Source organism: Comamonas aquatilis (assembly GCF_965139575.1).
Lineage (GTDB): Bacteria > Pseudomonadota > Gammaproteobacteria > Burkholderiales > Burkholderiaceae_C > Comamonas > Comamonas aquatilis.
In genome coordinates, this window is record NZ_CBCSIW010000001.1 from 515,522 (window position 1) to 532,585 (window position 17,064).

Sequence of the window (17,064 nt, forward strand, 5' to 3'; positions counted from 1 at the left end):
GGGCTGGGGTCGCGTTTGCTGCAGCCTTGCCTCAAGCATGCTCACCGCGCCAATCGCGCAAGCGGGCGCCGGTCATGAGGTCTATGCTGGCGCTTATCTTGTGACGAATTGAAGAGGGTGTGCGTACATGGCGGGCATTGGTCTGGAATATTTATGGGTGCCCGTGGTGCTGTTTGCTGCGGCCGCGCAGACGGTGCGCAACACGGCGCAACGCAGCTTGACCGCTCAGATAGGCACTTTGCCCGCCACGCTGGTGCGCTTTCTTTACGGCCTGCCTTTTGCTGCCGTGTATTTGCTGGCGCTGTATGGCCTGGGCTCGGGCCCGCGTGAGCTGCCGCAGTTCTCCTGGGCCTATCTGGGCTGGATTGCGCTGGGGGCTTTTTTCCAGGTGGGTGCTACCGCAGCGCTGCTGCTGGCCATGAAGGAGCGCAACTTTGCGGTGGCGGTCACACTGTCCAAAACCGAGGTGCTGCAGGTGGCCTTGTTTGCTGCCATGTTCTTGCACGAGTTGCCAAGCGCCATGGCCTTGGCCGCCATGGTACTGGCCACGGTGGGCGTGCTCATGCTTTCGCTGCCGCCGCGTGGGCAACTGTTCACCTTGTCGGCCTGGGCCAGCAAGTCATCGCTGTATGGCCTGATTTGCGGCGCCTGCTTTGCGCTGGCCACCATAGGCTTTAGAGGCGGGGCGGTGGAGCTGGCGCAGTTAGGCCTGACATCGCCCTGGCTGTCTGGTGCCTGGGGGGTGTTGATTGCTCAGACGCTGCAGAGCGTGGGCCTGGGCGGCTGGATTGCTAAAACCCATGCTGAAGGCTTGCGCCCCATTGTTCGGGCCTGGCGTATTTCGCTGCTGGCAGGCAGCATGGGCGCCGCCGCTTCGCTGGCCTGGTTTACCGCCTATGCCATGCAGGGTGCAGCGCCGGTGCGCACGCTGGGCATGGTGGAGGTGGTGTTCAGCTACCTGGTTTCGCGTCGCGTGTTCAGCGAAAAACTCTCGGGTGCCGAGAAATTGGGCATGGGGCTGATGATGCTGGGCCTGGTGCTGATCTGCCTGCAGGTTTAGGTTCTTTAGCCGCGGGTGAGCGTGATATATGGTCAAACCGGCCTTGAGTCCATAAAAATAAAGCGCAGTATGCTCGTATTTTCATAGCGATATTTTCTGTCAAGTCCCCGAAATCAGCCCCAGGCCACGCCCCTGCATTGCCCGGGGCTCATATGTTGACCAAGGGTTTTAGGCAAAATGATGGCTTATGCCCATCAATTGGCGAGGCGGTACCACCGTTTTGCTGTTGGAGCACCCGATCGGGGTTGCTGAGAGAGAGGGTGCATCGGCCTGGCGGGTCGTGCGCTGCGCTCATATGCTTCATTCCTTTGTCCTTTGCGGCGATCGTCAGGATCGCTTTTTTGCGTTGTGGCGTCGGTTGCTTGCGGGCTCAAAACTCAAAAGCACAAGACTTTATGTCCAACACAAACTCCGGCCAGATGCAGGCACCAGCCTCTGAGTCGCAGCAAGACAAGGCGCCGGCACCCCAGCTGCACCGGGTGCTCAAGCAGCGCCACCTGAGCATGATTGCCATCGGCGGAGCCATCGGCACGGGCCTGTTCGTGGCTTCGGGCTCTGCCATTGCCCAGGTGGGTCCCGGCGGCGCGGTGCTGACCTATCTGCTGATTGGCATCATGGTGTACTACATCATGACCAGCCTGGGCGAGCTGGCCGCCTTCATGCCGGTCGCAGGTTCCTTCTCGACCTATGCCTCCCGCTATGTGGATCGCGGCTTTGGCTTTGCCCTGGGCTGGAACTTCTGGTTCAGCTGGGCCGTGGTGGTGGCGGTGGATCTGGTGGCCTCACAGTTGGTGATGGCCTACTGGTTCCCCAACGTGCCGGGCATTCTCTGGAGCGGCTTGTTTTTGCTGCTGATGGTGGGCCTGAATGCGTTCTCGGCCCGAGGTTTTGCCGAGGCCGAGTACTGGTTCGCGCTGATCAAGGTGGTGGCGGTGGTGGCCTTTCTGATCACCGGCGTATTGATTCTGTTCGGCATCATCAGCAACGGTCATGTGCCCGGTTTCGAGAACTGGACCACGGGCGATGCGCCATTCGTCGGCAACTTCGCCACCTTTGTGGGCGTGGCCATGATCGTGGCCTATTCCTTTCAGGGCACGGAGCTGGTCGGCGTTGCTGCTGGCGAATCCGAGAACCCGCGCGAAAACGTGCCGCGTGCCATTCGCCAGGTGTTCTGGCGCATTCTGCTGTTCTATGTACTGGCCATCATCGTCATCGGCTTTCTGATTCCCTATACCGACCCGCAGCTGTTGCGCACCGATGTGGCCGATATTGCGGTGAGCCCGTTCACGCTGGTGTTCCAGCATGCTGGTCTGCTGTCGGCGGCCACGGTGATGAACGCGGTGATTCTGACCTCGGTGCTGTCGGCCGGTAACTCCGGCATGTATGCGGCCACGCGCATGCTCTTCAACATGGCCACCGAGGGCAATGCACCGCGCATGTTCTCTCAGCTGACCAAGAACGGCGTGCCGCTGTATGCGCTGATCGGCAGCACGCTGATTGCCAGCCTGTGCCTGTTTTCCTCCCTGTACAGCCCGCAGGCCGTCTATATCTGGCTGCTGAATCTGGCCGGCATGACGGAGTTCATCGTCTGGCTGGGCATTGCCGTCAGCCACTACCGCTTTCGCCGTGGTTATGTGATGCATGGCCACGATGTGGGCCTGCTGCCCTATAAGGCAGGCGCTTTCCCCTTCGGCCCGATCTTTGCGTTTGTGCTGTGCCTGGTGGTGACGCTGGGCCAGAACTATCAAGCCTTTCTGGAAGACCGTATCGACTGGGGTGGCGTGGTCTCTACCTATCTGGGCATTCCGCTGTTCCTGGTGTTTTGGCTGGGCTACTGGCTGGTCAAGCGCAAGACCTGGGTCAGCTATGCCGATATGCGTTTTGACGAGGCCGAAGAGATCAAGCGGGAACTGGCAGAAAAGCGGGCTCAGCAGGCAGTGCAGAAAGCCGTTCAAAAGGCAGCACACCACTGACCGGGTGATGGCGGGCAAGCCCCGCTGATTTCTGCCTGCGCAGGCACAATCGGCAGGGTGAGCGATTTATCCGTCAAGCTGCCGCCGCGGCGCATAGCCCATCTGGACATGGATGCGTTCTACGCCTCCGTGGAGCTGCTGCGCTACCCGCAGCTCAAGGGGCTGCCCGTGGTTATTGGCGGTGGGCGGCGTGCGCCGGATGACGAACTGCTGGCGCGGTATGCGCACTTGCCGCTGGGCCAGATTCCGGTGGCGGATTTTCCCCTGCTCAAGGACTACACGGGGCGCGGCGTCATCACCACGGCCACCTATGCGGCGCGGCAGTTCGGCGTGGGCTCGGCCATGGGGCTGATGAAGGCCGCCAAGCTGTGCCCGCAGGCGGTCTTGCTGCCGGTGGACTTTGCCGAGTACCGGCGCTTTTCCAGAGCTTTCAAAGAGGTGATCCTCTCCATTGCCCCCGTCATGGAGAACCGGGGCGTGGACGAGGTCTATATAGACTTCACCGAAGTGCCGGGCGGCCAGCGCGAAGGCGGGCGCGTGCTGGCGCGTCTGATCCAGAAAAGCATTTTCGAGGCCACGGGCCTGACCTGCTCGGTGGGCGTGGCACCCAACAAGCTGTTGGCCAAGATGGCCAGCGAATTCAACAAGCCCAACGGCATCTCCATCGTCCAGGCCGAGGATCTGCAAGCGCAGATCTGGCCGCTGGCCTGCCGCAAGGTCAACGGCATAGGCCCCAAGGCGGACGCCAAGCTCAAGGCCCTGGGCCTGGAGACCATAGGTCAGCTGGCGCAGCAAAGCCTGCCGCAGCTGGTGCACTGGTTTGGCAAGTCCTACGGCCACTGGCTGCACGATGCCTCCTGGGGGCGCGACGAGCGGGCGGTGGAGACAGAGAGCGAGCCGGTTTCCATGAGCCGCGAGACTACTTTCGAGCGCGATCTGCATGCCGTGCATGACAGGGCCGAGCTGGGCGCCATCTTTACGGATCTGTGTCAGCGCGTGGCCGACGACCTGCAGCGCAAAGGCTATGTGGGGCGCACGGTGGGCATCAAGCTGCGCTTTGACGATTTCAAGATCGCCACGCGAGATCAGACGCTGGCCCTGCCCATGCAGGACGGCCAGACCATACGGCAGGCCGCGGGCCAATGCTTGAAGCGCGTGCCTCTGGGCAAGCGGCTGCGCCTGCTGGGCGTCAAGGTAGGCGGTCTGATCCGTCTGGCCGACTGGGAGGCCACGGCCCATGATCCGGCGGCCCGCGATGCGCTGCTCAGACCCCAGGTCTTGACTTCGGTCAATGAATCCGACCCTTATACGGCGTCGCTGTTCTAAATGCCTGCTGCAAGGGTAGACCCTGTGCGATGATCCGAAGGTGTGAGCTTTTGTATCTGAAGCAATGGCGCAGTCATTTGCAATCGGCCAATACATCACATCAGATCAAATCAAATGGATTATTGGAGGAGCGGGTGACATGCGATTGAATCTGCCGGTGACGCAGTACCACTACGATTTCCCGGGCGACGAGCTGCTGGTTTCCAGCACCAACACCAAGGGCGAAATAACCCACTGCAACCCGGCTTTTGTGCGGGTCAGCGGCTATGCCTATGAGGAGCTGATTGGCCAGCCTCACAACCTGATTCGCCACCCGGACATGCCTGCCGCAGCCTTCAAGGACATGTGGCGCACCATTGCCCATGGCTACCCCTGGACGGCCCTGGTCAAGAACCGCCGCAAAAACGGCGATCACTACTGGGTACGTGCCAATGTCACTCCCATCATGGAAGGCGGCAGGCCCAGCGGCTATCTGTCGGTGCGCACCAAACCCTCGGCCGTAGAAATTGAAGCGGCCGAAAAGCTGTATGCCAGCATGCGCAGCGAGGCGGAAACCGGCCAGGTCAGCATGCGCCTGCGCGGTGGTGAGCTGCGCCGTCTGGGTCTGATGGGCTGGTGGCAAGGCTTGCAGGATGTGGGCTTGCTGGCCCGCATGGCGTGGCTTCTGGCCTTGCTGTCGCTGCTGGTGATGCTGCCCGATCTGCTGGGCCTGCAAGGCTCGGCAGCGTGGGGTAGCCGTCTGGCGGCGCTGCTTGTGGGCGGCGGCCTGCTGCTGTGGCGTTTTCAGCGGCGTTGCCTGAATGGGCTGGAAGAAGCCAGCCGTTTCGCTGCCGATCTGGCCAGCTGCAATCTCAGCACCCAGTCCAGGCAGCAGTACAGCGGTGCCATGGGTGCGCTGATGCAGCGCCTGCAGCAGATACAGATCAATCTGCGCGCCGTGGTTGGCGATGTGCGCACCGAGGTGCGCAGCTTTGCTCATACGGCCCAGGAAATGGCTCAAAGCAGCTTTGATCTGGCGGGACGTACCGAGGCGCAGTCGGGCAGTCTTCAGCAGACGGCCTCGTCCATCGAAGAAATTTCGGGCACGGTGGCGCAGACGGCCGATACCGCCCAGTTCATGGCGCGCGCCAGCGACGAAAGCCGTGCCTTGGCCGGCCGCAGCGGCGCCGTCATCCATGAAATGGGAGCGGCCATGGAGCATATCCGCGGCTCGTCCACCCGTATGAGCGAGATCATTGGCGTGATCGAAAGCATTGCCTTCCAGACCAATCTGCTGGCCTTGAACGCGGCCGTGGAAGCCGCCCGTGCCGGGGAGCAAGGCCGTGGCTTTGCCGTGGTGGCGGCTGAAGTGCGGGCTCTGGCCCAGCGCAGCGCCGGGGCGGCCAAGGAGATCAGCGGCCTGATCAACAGCACGGTGGCAGGCATCAACGACGGCAATGCGCGCATGCATGCAGCAGGCGAGACCATTGCCAGCATGGTGAGTGCCGTGGACCGTGTCAGCGATCTGGTGCACCAGATCAGCATTGCCACGCGCGAGCAGTCGATTGGCGTGGCCCAGGTCAACGAGGCCGCTGCCCAGCTCGATTTCGTGACGCAGCAAAATGCGGCCCTGGCCGAGCAGTCCACCGGTTCGGCCGATTCGCTGCGCATGAGTGCCCACACGCTGGAGCGCTCGGTGGATGTGTTTCACCTTTGACGGTGTTGGACCGCCAGCGCATTGCAGGTAAGGCAGCTTCGGCTGCCTTTTTTGCATCTGCCTTGGTTAGGATCGGAGCATGAAAATTTTTCTCACCCTGGTGGGCCTGGCCGTGCTGGCCCTGTGTGTTTTGGGTTGGCTCGTCAGGCAGGCCGCCAGAGTGCAGACGCGCCAGGAGCTGCCCTTGCCCAAGGCACAGCCCGCGCGGGATGGGAGCGCTCAATTGCTATCAGATAGAGAGCGTGATGCGATGGCGGACAAAACGCCAGAGACTCAAAAAGATGTGAGTTTTCGCATGCAGGGCGAGCGCGGTATGGGCGGCCCGGTCTGGGGCGATGTGATGTGCGCTGACGGCGTGTATCTGCCGCAGGTCTGGGAGTCGGACATGCAGACCTCGTTTGACGGGCGCTGGCTGCGCACAGGCTTTTACGACTCCGAGGTGGCGCAACTTGTGGATAGAAAGTCCCGCCGCAGCTGGCGGTTGCTGCCGGACGAAGGCCAGGCGCTTGAATCCGTGCACTGGCGCTTGCCGCGCTGGAGCGGGGAGACGCTCAACGAAAGCGGCATGGCCGACGATGCCCATGTGGTGATGTCGGATGCCAGCTTCGAGGCATGGCTGCAGCAGCATGTTACGGCCGCAGCGCAGGCTTTGGTGGCGCTGCGCGATATCTGGGTGCCTGCGGACTTTGTGCCGGCCCAGGCCGCAGAGCAGCCGCCGGGTCTGGCTGCTGCGCCTGCCAACACGCCGGCACCGGAGCTGACACTGGAGCGCCATTGGCCTGCGGCGCTGCGCCATCTGGACAGACCGCTGGAGCCGCTGCTGCGACCGAACTGGCAACTGCTGATGGGCGGCTCTGCCACGCCCTGGTTGCTGGATGAAAACCATGCCATGGTATGGAGCGAAGACGGGAAAGGGCTGGCCTTGTACGCCTATGCGGCCCAGAACGCGGCCAGTCAACTGGTGCTGGCGGTCTGGAGCGCCGAGCTGGGCTGGCAGCAATGGTCGCAATGCCTGCCCCCTGATCGCAAGTCCTGGGCCGCCAGCATTTGCTGGCCGGACGGGGCGGATGAGTCGCCGCTGCCGCCGCTGAGTTGGGCCGGCCGGACCGTGTTGCAGCGCGTACAGCTGGATACGCCGCAGACCGAACGCCTGCACGACGGTACCGGCATCAGCTGCGTCATGAGCGCCATCGACGGCTGCGTCGCCCATGGCAAGGACGGGCGGGTGCAGTTGCAGCAAATTCCCTTCAACCGCTTTTGCTGGATTCGCGATCCTTCCCACCCCGAGCTGTGGCGTGCGCAAAGCGAGCCGCTCAAAGGCCGGCCGTTGATCTGGACGCTGAGCAAGCCGGCCAGGGACGAGCAGGGCGAAACCAGTGCCTGGAGTCTGCAATGGGGCGAGAAGCACTTCAGCGGTCACTGGGCACTCGAGCATCTGGTGGTGCAGGGGCGTTGGGTCGTGCTCATGCCCCATGGCCGGGCGCCGATGCGCGGCGGCAGCGGGCCGATTCAGATCTGGGACGGCGAGCGCATGCAGGCGGTGGACCTGCCATGGCCTGTGGAGCGCATGCGGCCGGTGCCTGAGGAAAATGGCGGCATGGCTGCCCGTGTGGAATTGGTGGCTCTGGTGGGCAGCTTGCAAGACCAGGGCTGGGATGCGAGTGCGGGCGGCTGGCGCTGGCCCGTGCAATCCGTCTCCTACAGCCATCTGGCACGGGCCGACTGGAGACCGGTTTACCTGCTGGCAAGCATGGCTCCTGACGCTCAAGGTCTGTGGCGTCTGCTGCCGCGCTGGCGCGAGGTCAGGCAGATACAGCACCCCTGTGCCGATGGCGACTATGTCTGGCGCGATGCAGCGCGCGGCGATGCCCTGTGGTGGTGGGGTGGGCTGAACGAGCGCATCAACAATGACTGGAGCCGGGATGAGCGCCGCATCGATGGCGTGACGCTGACGCGCAGCGGCGCGGTGCTATGCGGCACCGGCCCTTGTGCCTGTCCTCATCCTGCCGGCGAAGGCTGGGCGGTGCTGGAGCTGGTGGAGAGCCGCTACGGCCGGCCGGATCTCTGGAAGCTGCACTGGCTCAACCCCGTGGAAAAGGAGTTGCGCACGCTGGAACTGGCAGCACACACGCCGCTGCTCACGGGCTGGGATGCCCAGGGTCTGCATTGGATAGAGACGCAGCCCCAGGACGGCAGCGAGGCTGGCGTGCAGGAGCCGCCGCCGCGTCAGCTGGTCAGCATGCCGATGTGGGGACAGGCCGAGGTGGAGCAGCTGCTGCACGGCATGAACGGCCTGTGGCTGCGCAAGCAGGACCTGCGCCACGCCGAGGCGCTGCTGGCGCATGATTGGCCCTGGGGGAAATAAGGCAGCTCTGCTTACTGGCGGGCCGTGCGCACATTGGCCGGCAGGGCGCCGGGGTGGCTGGTTCTCAAGGGGTTGATGTCCAGGCCGCCGCGGCGGGTGTAGCGGGCATAGACCGAGAGCTTGATGGGTTTGCAGCGTGTCCAGATGTCCATGAAGATGCGCTCCACGCACTGCTCATGGAATTCGTTGTGGTTGCGAAAGCTCACCAGATACTGCAGCAGGCCTTCCTGATCGATCTGCGCGCCGCTGTAGTGGATCTGCACGCTGCCCCAGTCGGGTTGGCCGGTTACCAGGCAGTTGCTCTTGAGCAGATTGCTGACCAGGGTTTCATGCACGGGCGCTTCCTCGTGCTTGGCGCTCAGCAGTTCGGGCGCCGGCGTGTAGCGGCTGCATTCCACATCCAGGCGGTCGAGCAGCAGGCCGTCGAGCTCGTTGATCTGCTGGGCATCAAAGCGGTCGGCTTGAAGCACTTGCACGCCTATGCTGCCGCTTTTGTTGCTGCCGCGCCAGACGGCTTCGGACAGATCGGCGCGCAGCCTGGCCTGCACCTCGGCCGCATCGGAAAACTGCGAGTTGTTGAAGCTGTTCAGGTAGAGCTTGAACGATTTGCTCTCAATTAGATTCGGGGTTTCGCAGGGCACGGTGAACTGCACCAGAGCCACCTGGGGCTTGCCGCGCGGGTTCAGCCAGGACAGCTCATAGCCCGTCCACAGATCGGCTCCGAAGAAGGGGGGATTGGCTCCGGCTCCGATTTCCTCGCGCTTTTCCAGGCGGGGCAGAGGAAACAGCAGCGAAGCGTCGTACTGATCGACATAGGCCGAGCTTTTGCCCAGTTGGGATTGTTCAGGAGTATTCATAGACATGGTGAGAGGCAAGAGCCGCTAGTAAAAAAGTGAGCTGCTTGCGCTTGTATTGATTGGGCTTGAATAGGTTTTTACTTGAATTCGCGCTCGCGCAGCCACTTGGTGGCAATCCATTTTTCGCCTTCCAGTACCGGCGCACCGCCGTGCAACGTACGGGTGGCAGGGTCGGGTCTGTCGTAGCTGAAAAACACGGCATTGCCGCGTCGCGGCACGACTTGCAGCGGCACTTCGGGGAACGTGGTGCCGCCGCCGCGCGTTGGCTCGTTCAGGTACATGACCAGGGTTCCCACGCGCTGGCCGCCGCGCTTGAGAATGCTGGGAGTGCCCGGCTCATGGGGCGCAAAGTAGTCGTGGTGGGGCTTGTACTCGGCGCCGGGCCGGTAGTGCAGCACTTGCAGGCCTTCGCCGTTTTCCAGAGGCCAGTTCAGCAGCCGGGCGATACGCTCTTCCACCAGGCGCACCACATCGGTTTCGCCGCGCTGAAAAAACATGCCGTTGCTGGTGCGGTCGTCGTTGACTTCTTCGCCGCCGCTTTGGTTGTGCACGGTCAGCGAGCGCTGCATGCGCGGGCGGGCGGAGTGGATGATGGCATCGCACTCCTCGGGCGAGAGCAGATTGCCAAACACCACCACACGGGGGTTGTGCATGCTTATCAGCACATGGACCTCACGGTCGCCGGCATGGACGCTGCAGGGATTGCTGCTCAGATCGGGCCCGGGCACGCCTGATGCATGAGCGACGACCTGGACCTCAGCCTGGCGTGCCGTGAACGGCGGCGGCAGATCCCCGTCCTCCGGCAGGGCCAGGGCCCGGCGGGCCAGATGCTCGGCCCAACCCACATCGCGCATGGACTGCAGCAAGGTGGGCAGGGAAATGCCTGCTGCACTCTGGCTGCGCACCCATTGCATCAGCTCGGGTGTCAGGCCGGCAGGAACAGGGTGATCGGCTTGGGTGGAGATGCTCATGGTGAGGATGCTAGTGAGGTCCGTACACAAATTCAATCACAAGCGATTGAAGATATGTAAGCACTTTCACGCTTCAAGCTGGCGGCGAAATACCAGCCGTTCCGGTGTGGAGGCGCTGTCGCTGAAAGCATAGCCTTGCAGATCGAACTTGCGCAGATCGGCCGGCTTTCTGGCTTTGTGCTGCACGGCCCAGCGCATCATCAGTCCGCGTGCGCGCTTGGCGTGGAAGCTGATGATCTTGTACTTGCCGCCCTTGAAGTCTTCGAACACGCACTCGACCACCGGGGCCTTGAGCGTCTTGCGATCCACGGATTTGAAGTATTCCTGCGAGGCCAGATTGACCACGGTGCGCTCGGCTTCGGGCAGTTCGGTGCAGCGCTGGTTCAGATGCTCGGCGATCTGCGTGCCCCAGAACTGGTAGAGGTTGCTGCCATGGTCCGTGGCCAGGCGAGTGCCCATTTCCAGGCGGTAGGGCTGCAACCAGTCCAGCGGGCGCAGCACGCCGTACAGGCCGCTCAGGATCAGCACATGTTCCTGGGCCCAGTCCAGCTCCCGGGGGTTGAGGCTGTGGGCATTCAGGCCTTCATACACATCGCCGTTGAAGGCGAACACGGCCTGGCGGGCATTCTTGTCACTGAATTTGCTGCTGAAGGCCTCGTAGCGAGCCACGTTGAGCACGGCGAGCTTGTCGCTGATGCTCATGAGTTCGGCAATGTCCTGAGGCGCTTTCTGGCGCAGTACGGCAATCAGCTCCAGCGGCTGCTTCTTGAAGACCGGCAGCGTATGCGGCAGGTCCTGGGGAAGCGGGGTTTCATAGTCCAGCGATTTGGCCGGAGAGATCAAAAACAGCATGGCGGGGTGAATCAGGGAAGGGGTCACTCAAACGATTCGGGGCCAACGGCCTTGTCTGCAAGCAGACAAATGCTGTTGGCCCCGTGCTTGGCAGCTAAGACGCCGGATGTCGTCTTAGTTGGCCGTAGCGCTTTCCTGCTCGAATGGCAGAGGCATCAGGCTCAAGTCCTTGCGGGTCTCGACCAGCACCAGCGGGCCTTCGTCCAGCACGACCACGGGAGGACGCTCGCGTGGGATGTGCACAGGCTTGGGCTCGGCTGCAATGGCCGCCTGCACGGCGGCAATCTTGGCGGAGTCGGAGTTCACCCACTGCAGACCACAGGCGGCTGCCAGGGCTTGAAGCTCGGACACGGGCAGCTCATAAGCTTGCAGCTGGGGCATGCCGGGGGCAGCAGCTTCAGCCACTGCCTGGGCAGCAGGCTGAACGAGGGGCTGCACAACGGACTGAGCGACGGGCTCTGCAGCCGGCTGTGCTGCCACGGGAGCGACCTCGGCCACTTCGGCTGCAGGCGCGCTGACCGGTGTTGCCGTTGGTGCAACAGCTTCTTCGGCCACGGCTGCTACTGCCACCGGTGCTGCCGCGACCGATGTTGCTGCCACAGGTGCTACGGTTTCCGTAGCTTCTTGCGCAGCTGTATCAACGGCTGGAGCCGAAACGGCATCAAAGTAGCTGCGGCGCGAGCCTTGTTCTTGCACCGGGGCTTCAGCCACGCTGTCCGCCGTGGGCTGGACTGGCGCATCCTGGTTTTGCTCGGGAGCAAAACCCAGGGCTTGCGCTTCCTGGCCTTCACGCGGTGCGCGCTCGCCACGTTCGCGGCGGTCGCGGCCGTAGCGGTCGCGGGAGCGGCGCTGGCGTGGCTCACGGGCTTGCTCGCCCTCGGCCTGGCCGTCCTGTGCCGGCTCGTTGCCTGCGTCACCCACTGGGCCTTCGCCCATCACGGGCTGGGCCAGAGGCTGGGCATCTGCATTGCGGGGCTGGCGTTCGCGACGGCCTTCGCCGCTGCGCTCGGAACGTTCACCACGTTCGCCGCGCTCGCCACGATTGCGCTCGTTGCGAGGCTCGCGTGGTTCACGCGCTTCCTGAGCCTGGTCGTTGAGCTCTTCGTTGGCGTTCAGTGCCACATCTGCGACCTGGGCTTCGCGACGCTCGTTGCGCTCGCCACGTTGGCGGTTGCCACCGCGCTCGTTGCGCTGCTCATTGCGTTCACCGCGTTCTGCGCGTGGCTCCTGCTGGCGGCCTTCCTGGCGTGCATCCTGGCGCTCGTTGCGCTGTTGCTCGCCATCACGGCCGCCGTTGCGGCGGTTGCGGTCGCCGCCGTTGCGATCCTGGCGATCGCCACGTTCGCCGGCATTGCGCTCGTTGCGCTCACCACCACGTTCAGCGCCGCGCTCGTTGTTGCGGCGGCGGCCGTCAGTGCGTTCACCACGCTCGCCACGCTCGTTGCGGTCACCGCCACGGCCTTCGCTGCGACGGCCTTCACGGGCTGCAGGAGCCTGCACTACGGGTTCAGGAGCCACCACGGCTGCCGGAGCGCCAAAGCCGAACAGGTTCTTGAGCCAGGCCAGGAAGCCTTGCTCGCGCGCTGCAGGGCGGGCTGCTGCGGGCGTCGCGGCAGGTACTGGAGCCGCAGTTGTGCGTGGCTGGCGCGGTGCACGGGGCTCGGCAATCGGAGCTGGTGCATCGGGCAGCACGCCCTTGATGACGGGAGTCTGCTTGTTGGTGGGTTCCTGCGAGCGACGGGTGACGGTGGTCACGTCTTCCACCTCTTCGGCCAGCTTGTAGCTGGCTTCCATGGTTTCCAGGCGGGCATCGTCGTGCTTCAGGCGCTCAAGCTTGTAATGCGGCGTGTCCATGGACTTGTTGGGCACCATGATCACGTTGACGCGCTGCTTGAGCTCGATCTTGGTGATTTCGCTGCGCTTTTCATTGAGCAGGAAGGAGGCCACTTCCACAGGCACCTGGCAGTGCACAGCGGCCGTGTTGTCCTTCATGGACTCTTCCTGAATGATGCGCAGGATTTGCAGAGCCGAGGATTCGGTATCGCGGATGTGGCCGGAACCGCCGCAGCGTGGGCAGTTGATGTGCGCGCCTTCGGAGAGGGCGGGCTTGAGGCGCTGACGGCTCATTTCCATCAGGCCGAACTTGCTGATGGTGCCGAACTGCACGCGGGCACGGTCCTGGCGCAGAGCGTCGCGCAGGCGGTTTTCCACTTCGCGGCGGTTCTTCGACTCTTCCATGTCGATGAAGTCGATCACGATCAGGCCGCCCAGATCGCGCAAACGCATCTGGCGGGCCACTTCGTCGGCGGCTTCCAGGTTGGTGCGGGTCGCGGTTTCCTCGATGTCGCCGCCCTTGATGGCGCGGGCCGAGTTCACGTCCACGGAAACCAGGGCTTCGGTGTGGTCGATCACGATGGCGCCGCCGGACGGCAGGATCACGGTGCGCGAGTAGGCCGATTCGATCTGGTGTTCGATCTGGAAGCGCGAGAACAGGGGGGCGTCGTCGCGGTAGCGCTTCACACGGGCGGCATGCTCGGGCATGACGTGGGCCATGAACTGCTGGGCCTGCTCGTAGATATCGTCGGTGTCGATCAGGATGTCGCCGATGTCGCCGTTGAAGTAGTCGCGGATGGCGCGGATCACCAGGCTCGATTCCTGATAGATCAGGAAGGCGCCCTTGGCACCCTTGGCGGCGCCGTCAATGGCGTTCCACAGCTTGAGCAGATAGTTCAAGTCCCACTGCAGCTCGGGCGCGGTGCGGCCGATGCCGGCGGTGCGCGCAATGATGGACATACCCTTGGGGTATTCCAGCTGGTCCATGGCTTCCTTGAGCTCGGCGCGGTCCTCGCCCTCAATGCGGCGCGAAACGCCACCGCCACGGGGGTTGTTGGGCATCAGCACCACATAGCGGCCGGCCAGGGAGATGAAGGTGGTCAGGGCGGCGCCCTTGTTGCCACGCTCTTCTTTTTCGACCTGGACGATCAACTCCTGGCCTTCACGGATCACATCGTTGATGCGAGCCTGGCTGGGAGAGACGCCTTCGGCAAAGTATTGCTTGGAGATTTCCTTGAAAGGCAGAAAGCCGTGGCGGTCTTCACCGTAGTCCACAAAGCAGGCTTCCAGCGAGGGCTCCACACGGGTCACAACGGCTTTGTAGATATTGCCTTTGCGTTGTTCGCGACCTTCGATTTCGATCTCGTAGTCCAGCAGCTTCTGGCCGTCGACAATGGCCAAACGGCGTTCTTCGGGCTGCGTAGCGTTAATCAGCATCCGTTTCATGATGCGTTTCCTCTAATCGTTTTGAGGCACGTCGGTCAGCGGCCAATTGCCGTCAGTCCCGCGTGCCTTTGACTGGTAATAATCAAAGACAGGCTCAATAGGAGCCGAGATGCCAGACGGACGCGTTGAAACGATAGGGAATCGGAAGGGTGCCGGATTGCTGCTGTCTTTGTTTCAAGTCAGCAGCGAAGGCACAGGCCAGGGTACGAGCGGGAAGGGCCGTGCACGCAGACGCGCGAAAAAAAGGGTCAGTGCACGTGCGGGGGAGGTGGGTGGTCGCTTGTGGACGTGACGATGCTTGGGCGCAGGCTTTTTGCTGCCCCAGAGGCTGATCATCCATGTCCAAAAGATCCACATGCTCGTTTGGGACCGACAGTTGGGAGCGTCTGGCTCCACTGCAACTGCCGGGTTGAGATTCCGTATCAATGTTTCAATTCGTCAGCCTTTGCCAGAATTCCCCAGACTGCCGCAGTCATCTTTACTGCAATTTGTGTGGGTAAAACGGGCGGGCATCGACCTGCCTGTGCGGTGGGAAATGGCTGCATGGACTAAACTCCATGCGAATCAACCACTTACAACTATCGCGGCACAGGTGAAACACATTATAGAGGGCAAACCGGGCGAGGACCGGTCCCAGAATACGGCCGCAGTCTCCGTGCGGCTGATTGAAGTCGATGCCGACTCCGCAGGACAGCGTCTGGACAACTTTCTCATGCGCCATTTAAAAGGCGTTCCCAAGACCCATGTCTATCGCATCATCCGCAGTGGCGAAGTGCGTATCAACAAGGGACGGGTGAGCGCGGAGACGCGCGTGCAAGACGGCGATACGGTGCGGATTCCGCCGGTGCGAATCTCCGAAAAAGTGGCGGAAAAAGCCGAGCGTCCGGCGCCGGCTAAGGAGTTTCCCGCGCTGTTGGATGACGAACACATTCTGGCCATAGACAAGCCGGCCGGCGTGGCCGTGCACGGCGGCTCGGGCGTGAGCTTCGGCGTGATCGAGCAGCTGCGTCAGGCGCGGCCCGAAGCCAAGTTTCTGGAGCTGGCCCACCGGCTGGATCGTGAAACTTCGGGCATTTTGCTGGTGGCCAAAAAGCGTTCTGCTTTGACCCATCTGCAGGATCAGTTCCGTGAGCGCGAGACGGGCAAGACCTATCTGGCCCTGGTGCAGGGCGCATGGCCCGGCAATAAAAAGGTCATTGATCTGCCGCTGCACAAGTATCTGCAGGCCGACGGCGAGCGCCGCGTGCGCGTGACCACGGCCGACGACCCGGACGGCATGCGTTCCGTGACCCTGGTCAAGGTACGTCAGCTGTTTGAGGCCAGGCCTTTGCAGGGCCTGCCTGCCATGAGCTTGCTGGAGGTGACCATCAAGACCGGCCGTACCCACCAGATTCGGGTGCACCTGGCTTCGCAAGGCCACGCCATTGTGGGGGATGACAAATACGGTGATTTCGACCTCAATCGCCGTGTGCAAAAGCATGGCCTGAAGCGCATGTTTCTGCATGCCTGGCGCTTGCAGTTCAATCATCCGGCCAGTGGCGAGCGCGTGGAATTGCGCGCCGAGTTGCCGCCGGAACTGGCGGATTTTGTCCGCTGAACCCTAGCTTTCAGGATTGCATGACTAATAAAAATGATAGCGCCATGCGCAATCGCCGCTTTGACTTGATCGCATTCGACTGGGATGGAACGGTGGCGGACTCCACCGCCATCATCACTCGCAGCATTCAGGAAGCGGTGCGTGATGTGGGTGGCACCGTGCCCAGCGACGAGCAGGCGGCCTATGTGATCGGCATGGCTTTGGTGCCTGCGCTGGCGAAAGCCGCGCCCGATGTGCCGCCGGAAAAATACACCGAGCTGGGCAATCGCTACCGCTTTCACTTCATCAAGCACCAGGACGATATCTGCTTGTTTGACGGCGTGCTTCCCATGCTCAAGGACTTGCGCGAACGCGGCCACTGGCTGGCCGTGGCTACCGGCAAAAGCCGTCGCGGGCTCAATGACGCGCTGCAGGATCAGCAGCTCAAAGGCATGTTCGACGGCTCGCGCACGGCGGATGAGACTGCGGGCAAGCCCCATCCCCTGATGTTGCAGGAGTTGATGGCCGAGTTCGGCGTGGAGCCCGAGCGCGTGCTGATGATTGGCGACACCACCCATGACCTGCAAATGGCCGTGAATGCGGGCTGTGCCTGCGTGGGCGTGTCCTATGGCGCCCATGCCCCCGATGCGTTTGGTCAGTTCAATCCCTTGTTCGTGGCCGAATCGGCTGTTGAACTGCATCGGTGGCTGATTGCCAACGCCTGAGGATTGGACGTGAGCGAAGCGGTCGACCTCATAGAACTGTGCGCCAGCGGCGAGCTGCAGGATGGCGGCCCGGCCGTGGCCTTCGATGTGGTCTACGCCGGCCAGAGATGCCGCGCTTTTGCCATTCGCTACGAGGGGCGGGTGCATGCCTATCTCAACCGCTGCAGCCATGTCGCCATGGAGATGGACTTTCAGCCCGGCCAGTTTTTCGACGACAGCGGACGCTGGCTGCTGTGTTCCACCCATGGCGCCGCTTATGCGCCTGACAGCGGGGCCTGCGTCGGCGGGCCTTGCCGTGGTGGATTGATCAAAATTGACCTGAGCGAGAGCGATGCCCTGGTGCGCTGGCATACTGGCCCCCAACTAAAACCTATTGAGTTTTGA

General features: G+C 62.7%; 12 protein-coding genes. 8 read left to right on the forward strand and 4 right to left on the reverse strand.

Annotation, left to right across the window (positions count from 1 at the left end; genetic code table 11):
• The first annotated feature begins 127 nt into the window (after positions 1–127).
• The 5 genes from ACNAZA_RS02295 (at position 128) to ACNAZA_RS02315 (ending at position 8,420) form a co-directional block, all read left to right on the forward strand.
• Positions 128–1,060, forward strand: coding sequence for an EamA family transporter (locus ACNAZA_RS02295; protein ID WP_415794775.1), 933 nt, complete (start codon positions 128–130; stop codon positions 1,058–1,060).
• A gap of 395 nt (positions 1,061–1,455) precedes the next feature.
• Positions 1,456–3,033, forward strand: a complete 1,578-nt coding sequence (locus ACNAZA_RS02300) for an amino acid permease (protein ID WP_415794776.1) — start codon at positions 1,456–1,458, stop codon at positions 3,031–3,033.
• A 108-nt stretch (positions 3,034–3,141) separates the two neighbouring features.
• Positions 3,142–4,359 (forward strand): Y-family DNA polymerase, encoded by a 1,218-nt coding sequence (locus ACNAZA_RS02305; RefSeq protein ID WP_415794915.1) that lies wholly within the window; start codon positions 3,142–3,144, stop codon positions 4,357–4,359.
• 139 nt (positions 4,360–4,498) lie between these two features.
• On the forward strand, positions 4,499–6,055 hold the full coding sequence (locus ACNAZA_RS02310) for a methyl-accepting chemotaxis protein (protein WP_415794778.1): 1,557 nt from the start codon (positions 4,499–4,501) through the stop codon (positions 6,053–6,055).
• A gap of 79 nt (positions 6,056–6,134) precedes the next feature.
• Entirely contained in the window at positions 6,135–8,420 is a 2,286-nt protein-coding gene (locus ACNAZA_RS02315; RefSeq protein ID WP_415794779.1) for a hypothetical protein, read from the forward strand.
• Positions 8,421–8,431: 11 nt separating this feature from the next.
• On the opposite strand, the gene queF is transcribed toward ACNAZA_RS02315, so the two are convergent.
• The 4 genes from queF to ACNAZA_RS02335 all read right to left on the reverse strand — a co-directional run bounded on the left by queF (position 8,432) and on the right by ACNAZA_RS02335 (position 14,379).
• Complete coding sequence (queF, locus tag ACNAZA_RS02320; RefSeq protein WP_415794916.1) at positions 8,432–9,277, reverse strand: NADPH-dependent 7-cyano-7-deazaguanine reductase QueF; 846 nt, start codon at positions 9,275–9,277, stop codon at positions 8,432–8,434.
• Positions 9,278–9,354: 77 nt separating this feature from the next.
• Positions 9,355–10,248: a 2OG-Fe(II) oxygenase gene (locus ACNAZA_RS02325; protein ID WP_415794780.1), complete on the reverse strand. Its 894-nt coding sequence runs from the start codon at positions 10,246–10,248 to the stop codon at positions 9,355–9,357.
• A gap of 66 nt (positions 10,249–10,314) precedes the next feature.
• Positions 10,315–11,100 carry a peroxide stress protein YaaA gene (yaaA, locus tag ACNAZA_RS02330; protein ID WP_415794917.1) on the reverse strand — a complete coding sequence of 262 codons (786 nt, stop codon included), beginning with the start codon at positions 11,098–11,100 and terminating at the stop codon, positions 10,315–10,317.
• Positions 11,101–11,214: 114 nt separating this feature from the next.
• Positions 11,215–14,379 (reverse strand): Rne/Rng family ribonuclease, encoded by a 3,165-nt coding sequence (locus tag ACNAZA_RS02335; protein WP_415794782.1) that lies wholly within the window; start codon positions 14,377–14,379, stop codon positions 11,215–11,217.
• A gap of 592 nt (positions 14,380–14,971) precedes the next feature.
• Between ACNAZA_RS02335 and ACNAZA_RS02340 the strand changes: the two genes are divergently transcribed.
• Genes ACNAZA_RS02340 through ACNAZA_RS02350 form a run of 3 tightly spaced genes read left to right on the forward strand, consistent with a single transcriptional unit; the run spans position 14,972 to position 17,064 of the window.
• A complete protein-coding gene (locus ACNAZA_RS02340) occupies positions 14,972–15,976 on the forward strand; it encodes an RluA family pseudouridine synthase (protein WP_415794783.1) in 1,005 nt (334 codons plus the stop codon).
• Between the two features lie 20 nt (positions 15,977–15,996).
• Positions 15,997–16,680, forward strand: a complete 684-nt coding sequence (locus tag ACNAZA_RS02345) for an HAD family hydrolase (protein WP_415794784.1) — start codon at positions 15,997–15,999, stop codon at positions 16,678–16,680.
• A 9-nt stretch (positions 16,681–16,689) separates the two neighbouring features.
• Positions 16,690–17,064, forward strand: coding sequence for a Rieske (2Fe-2S) protein (locus tag ACNAZA_RS02350; RefSeq protein WP_415794785.1), 375 nt, complete (start codon positions 16,690–16,692; stop codon positions 17,062–17,064).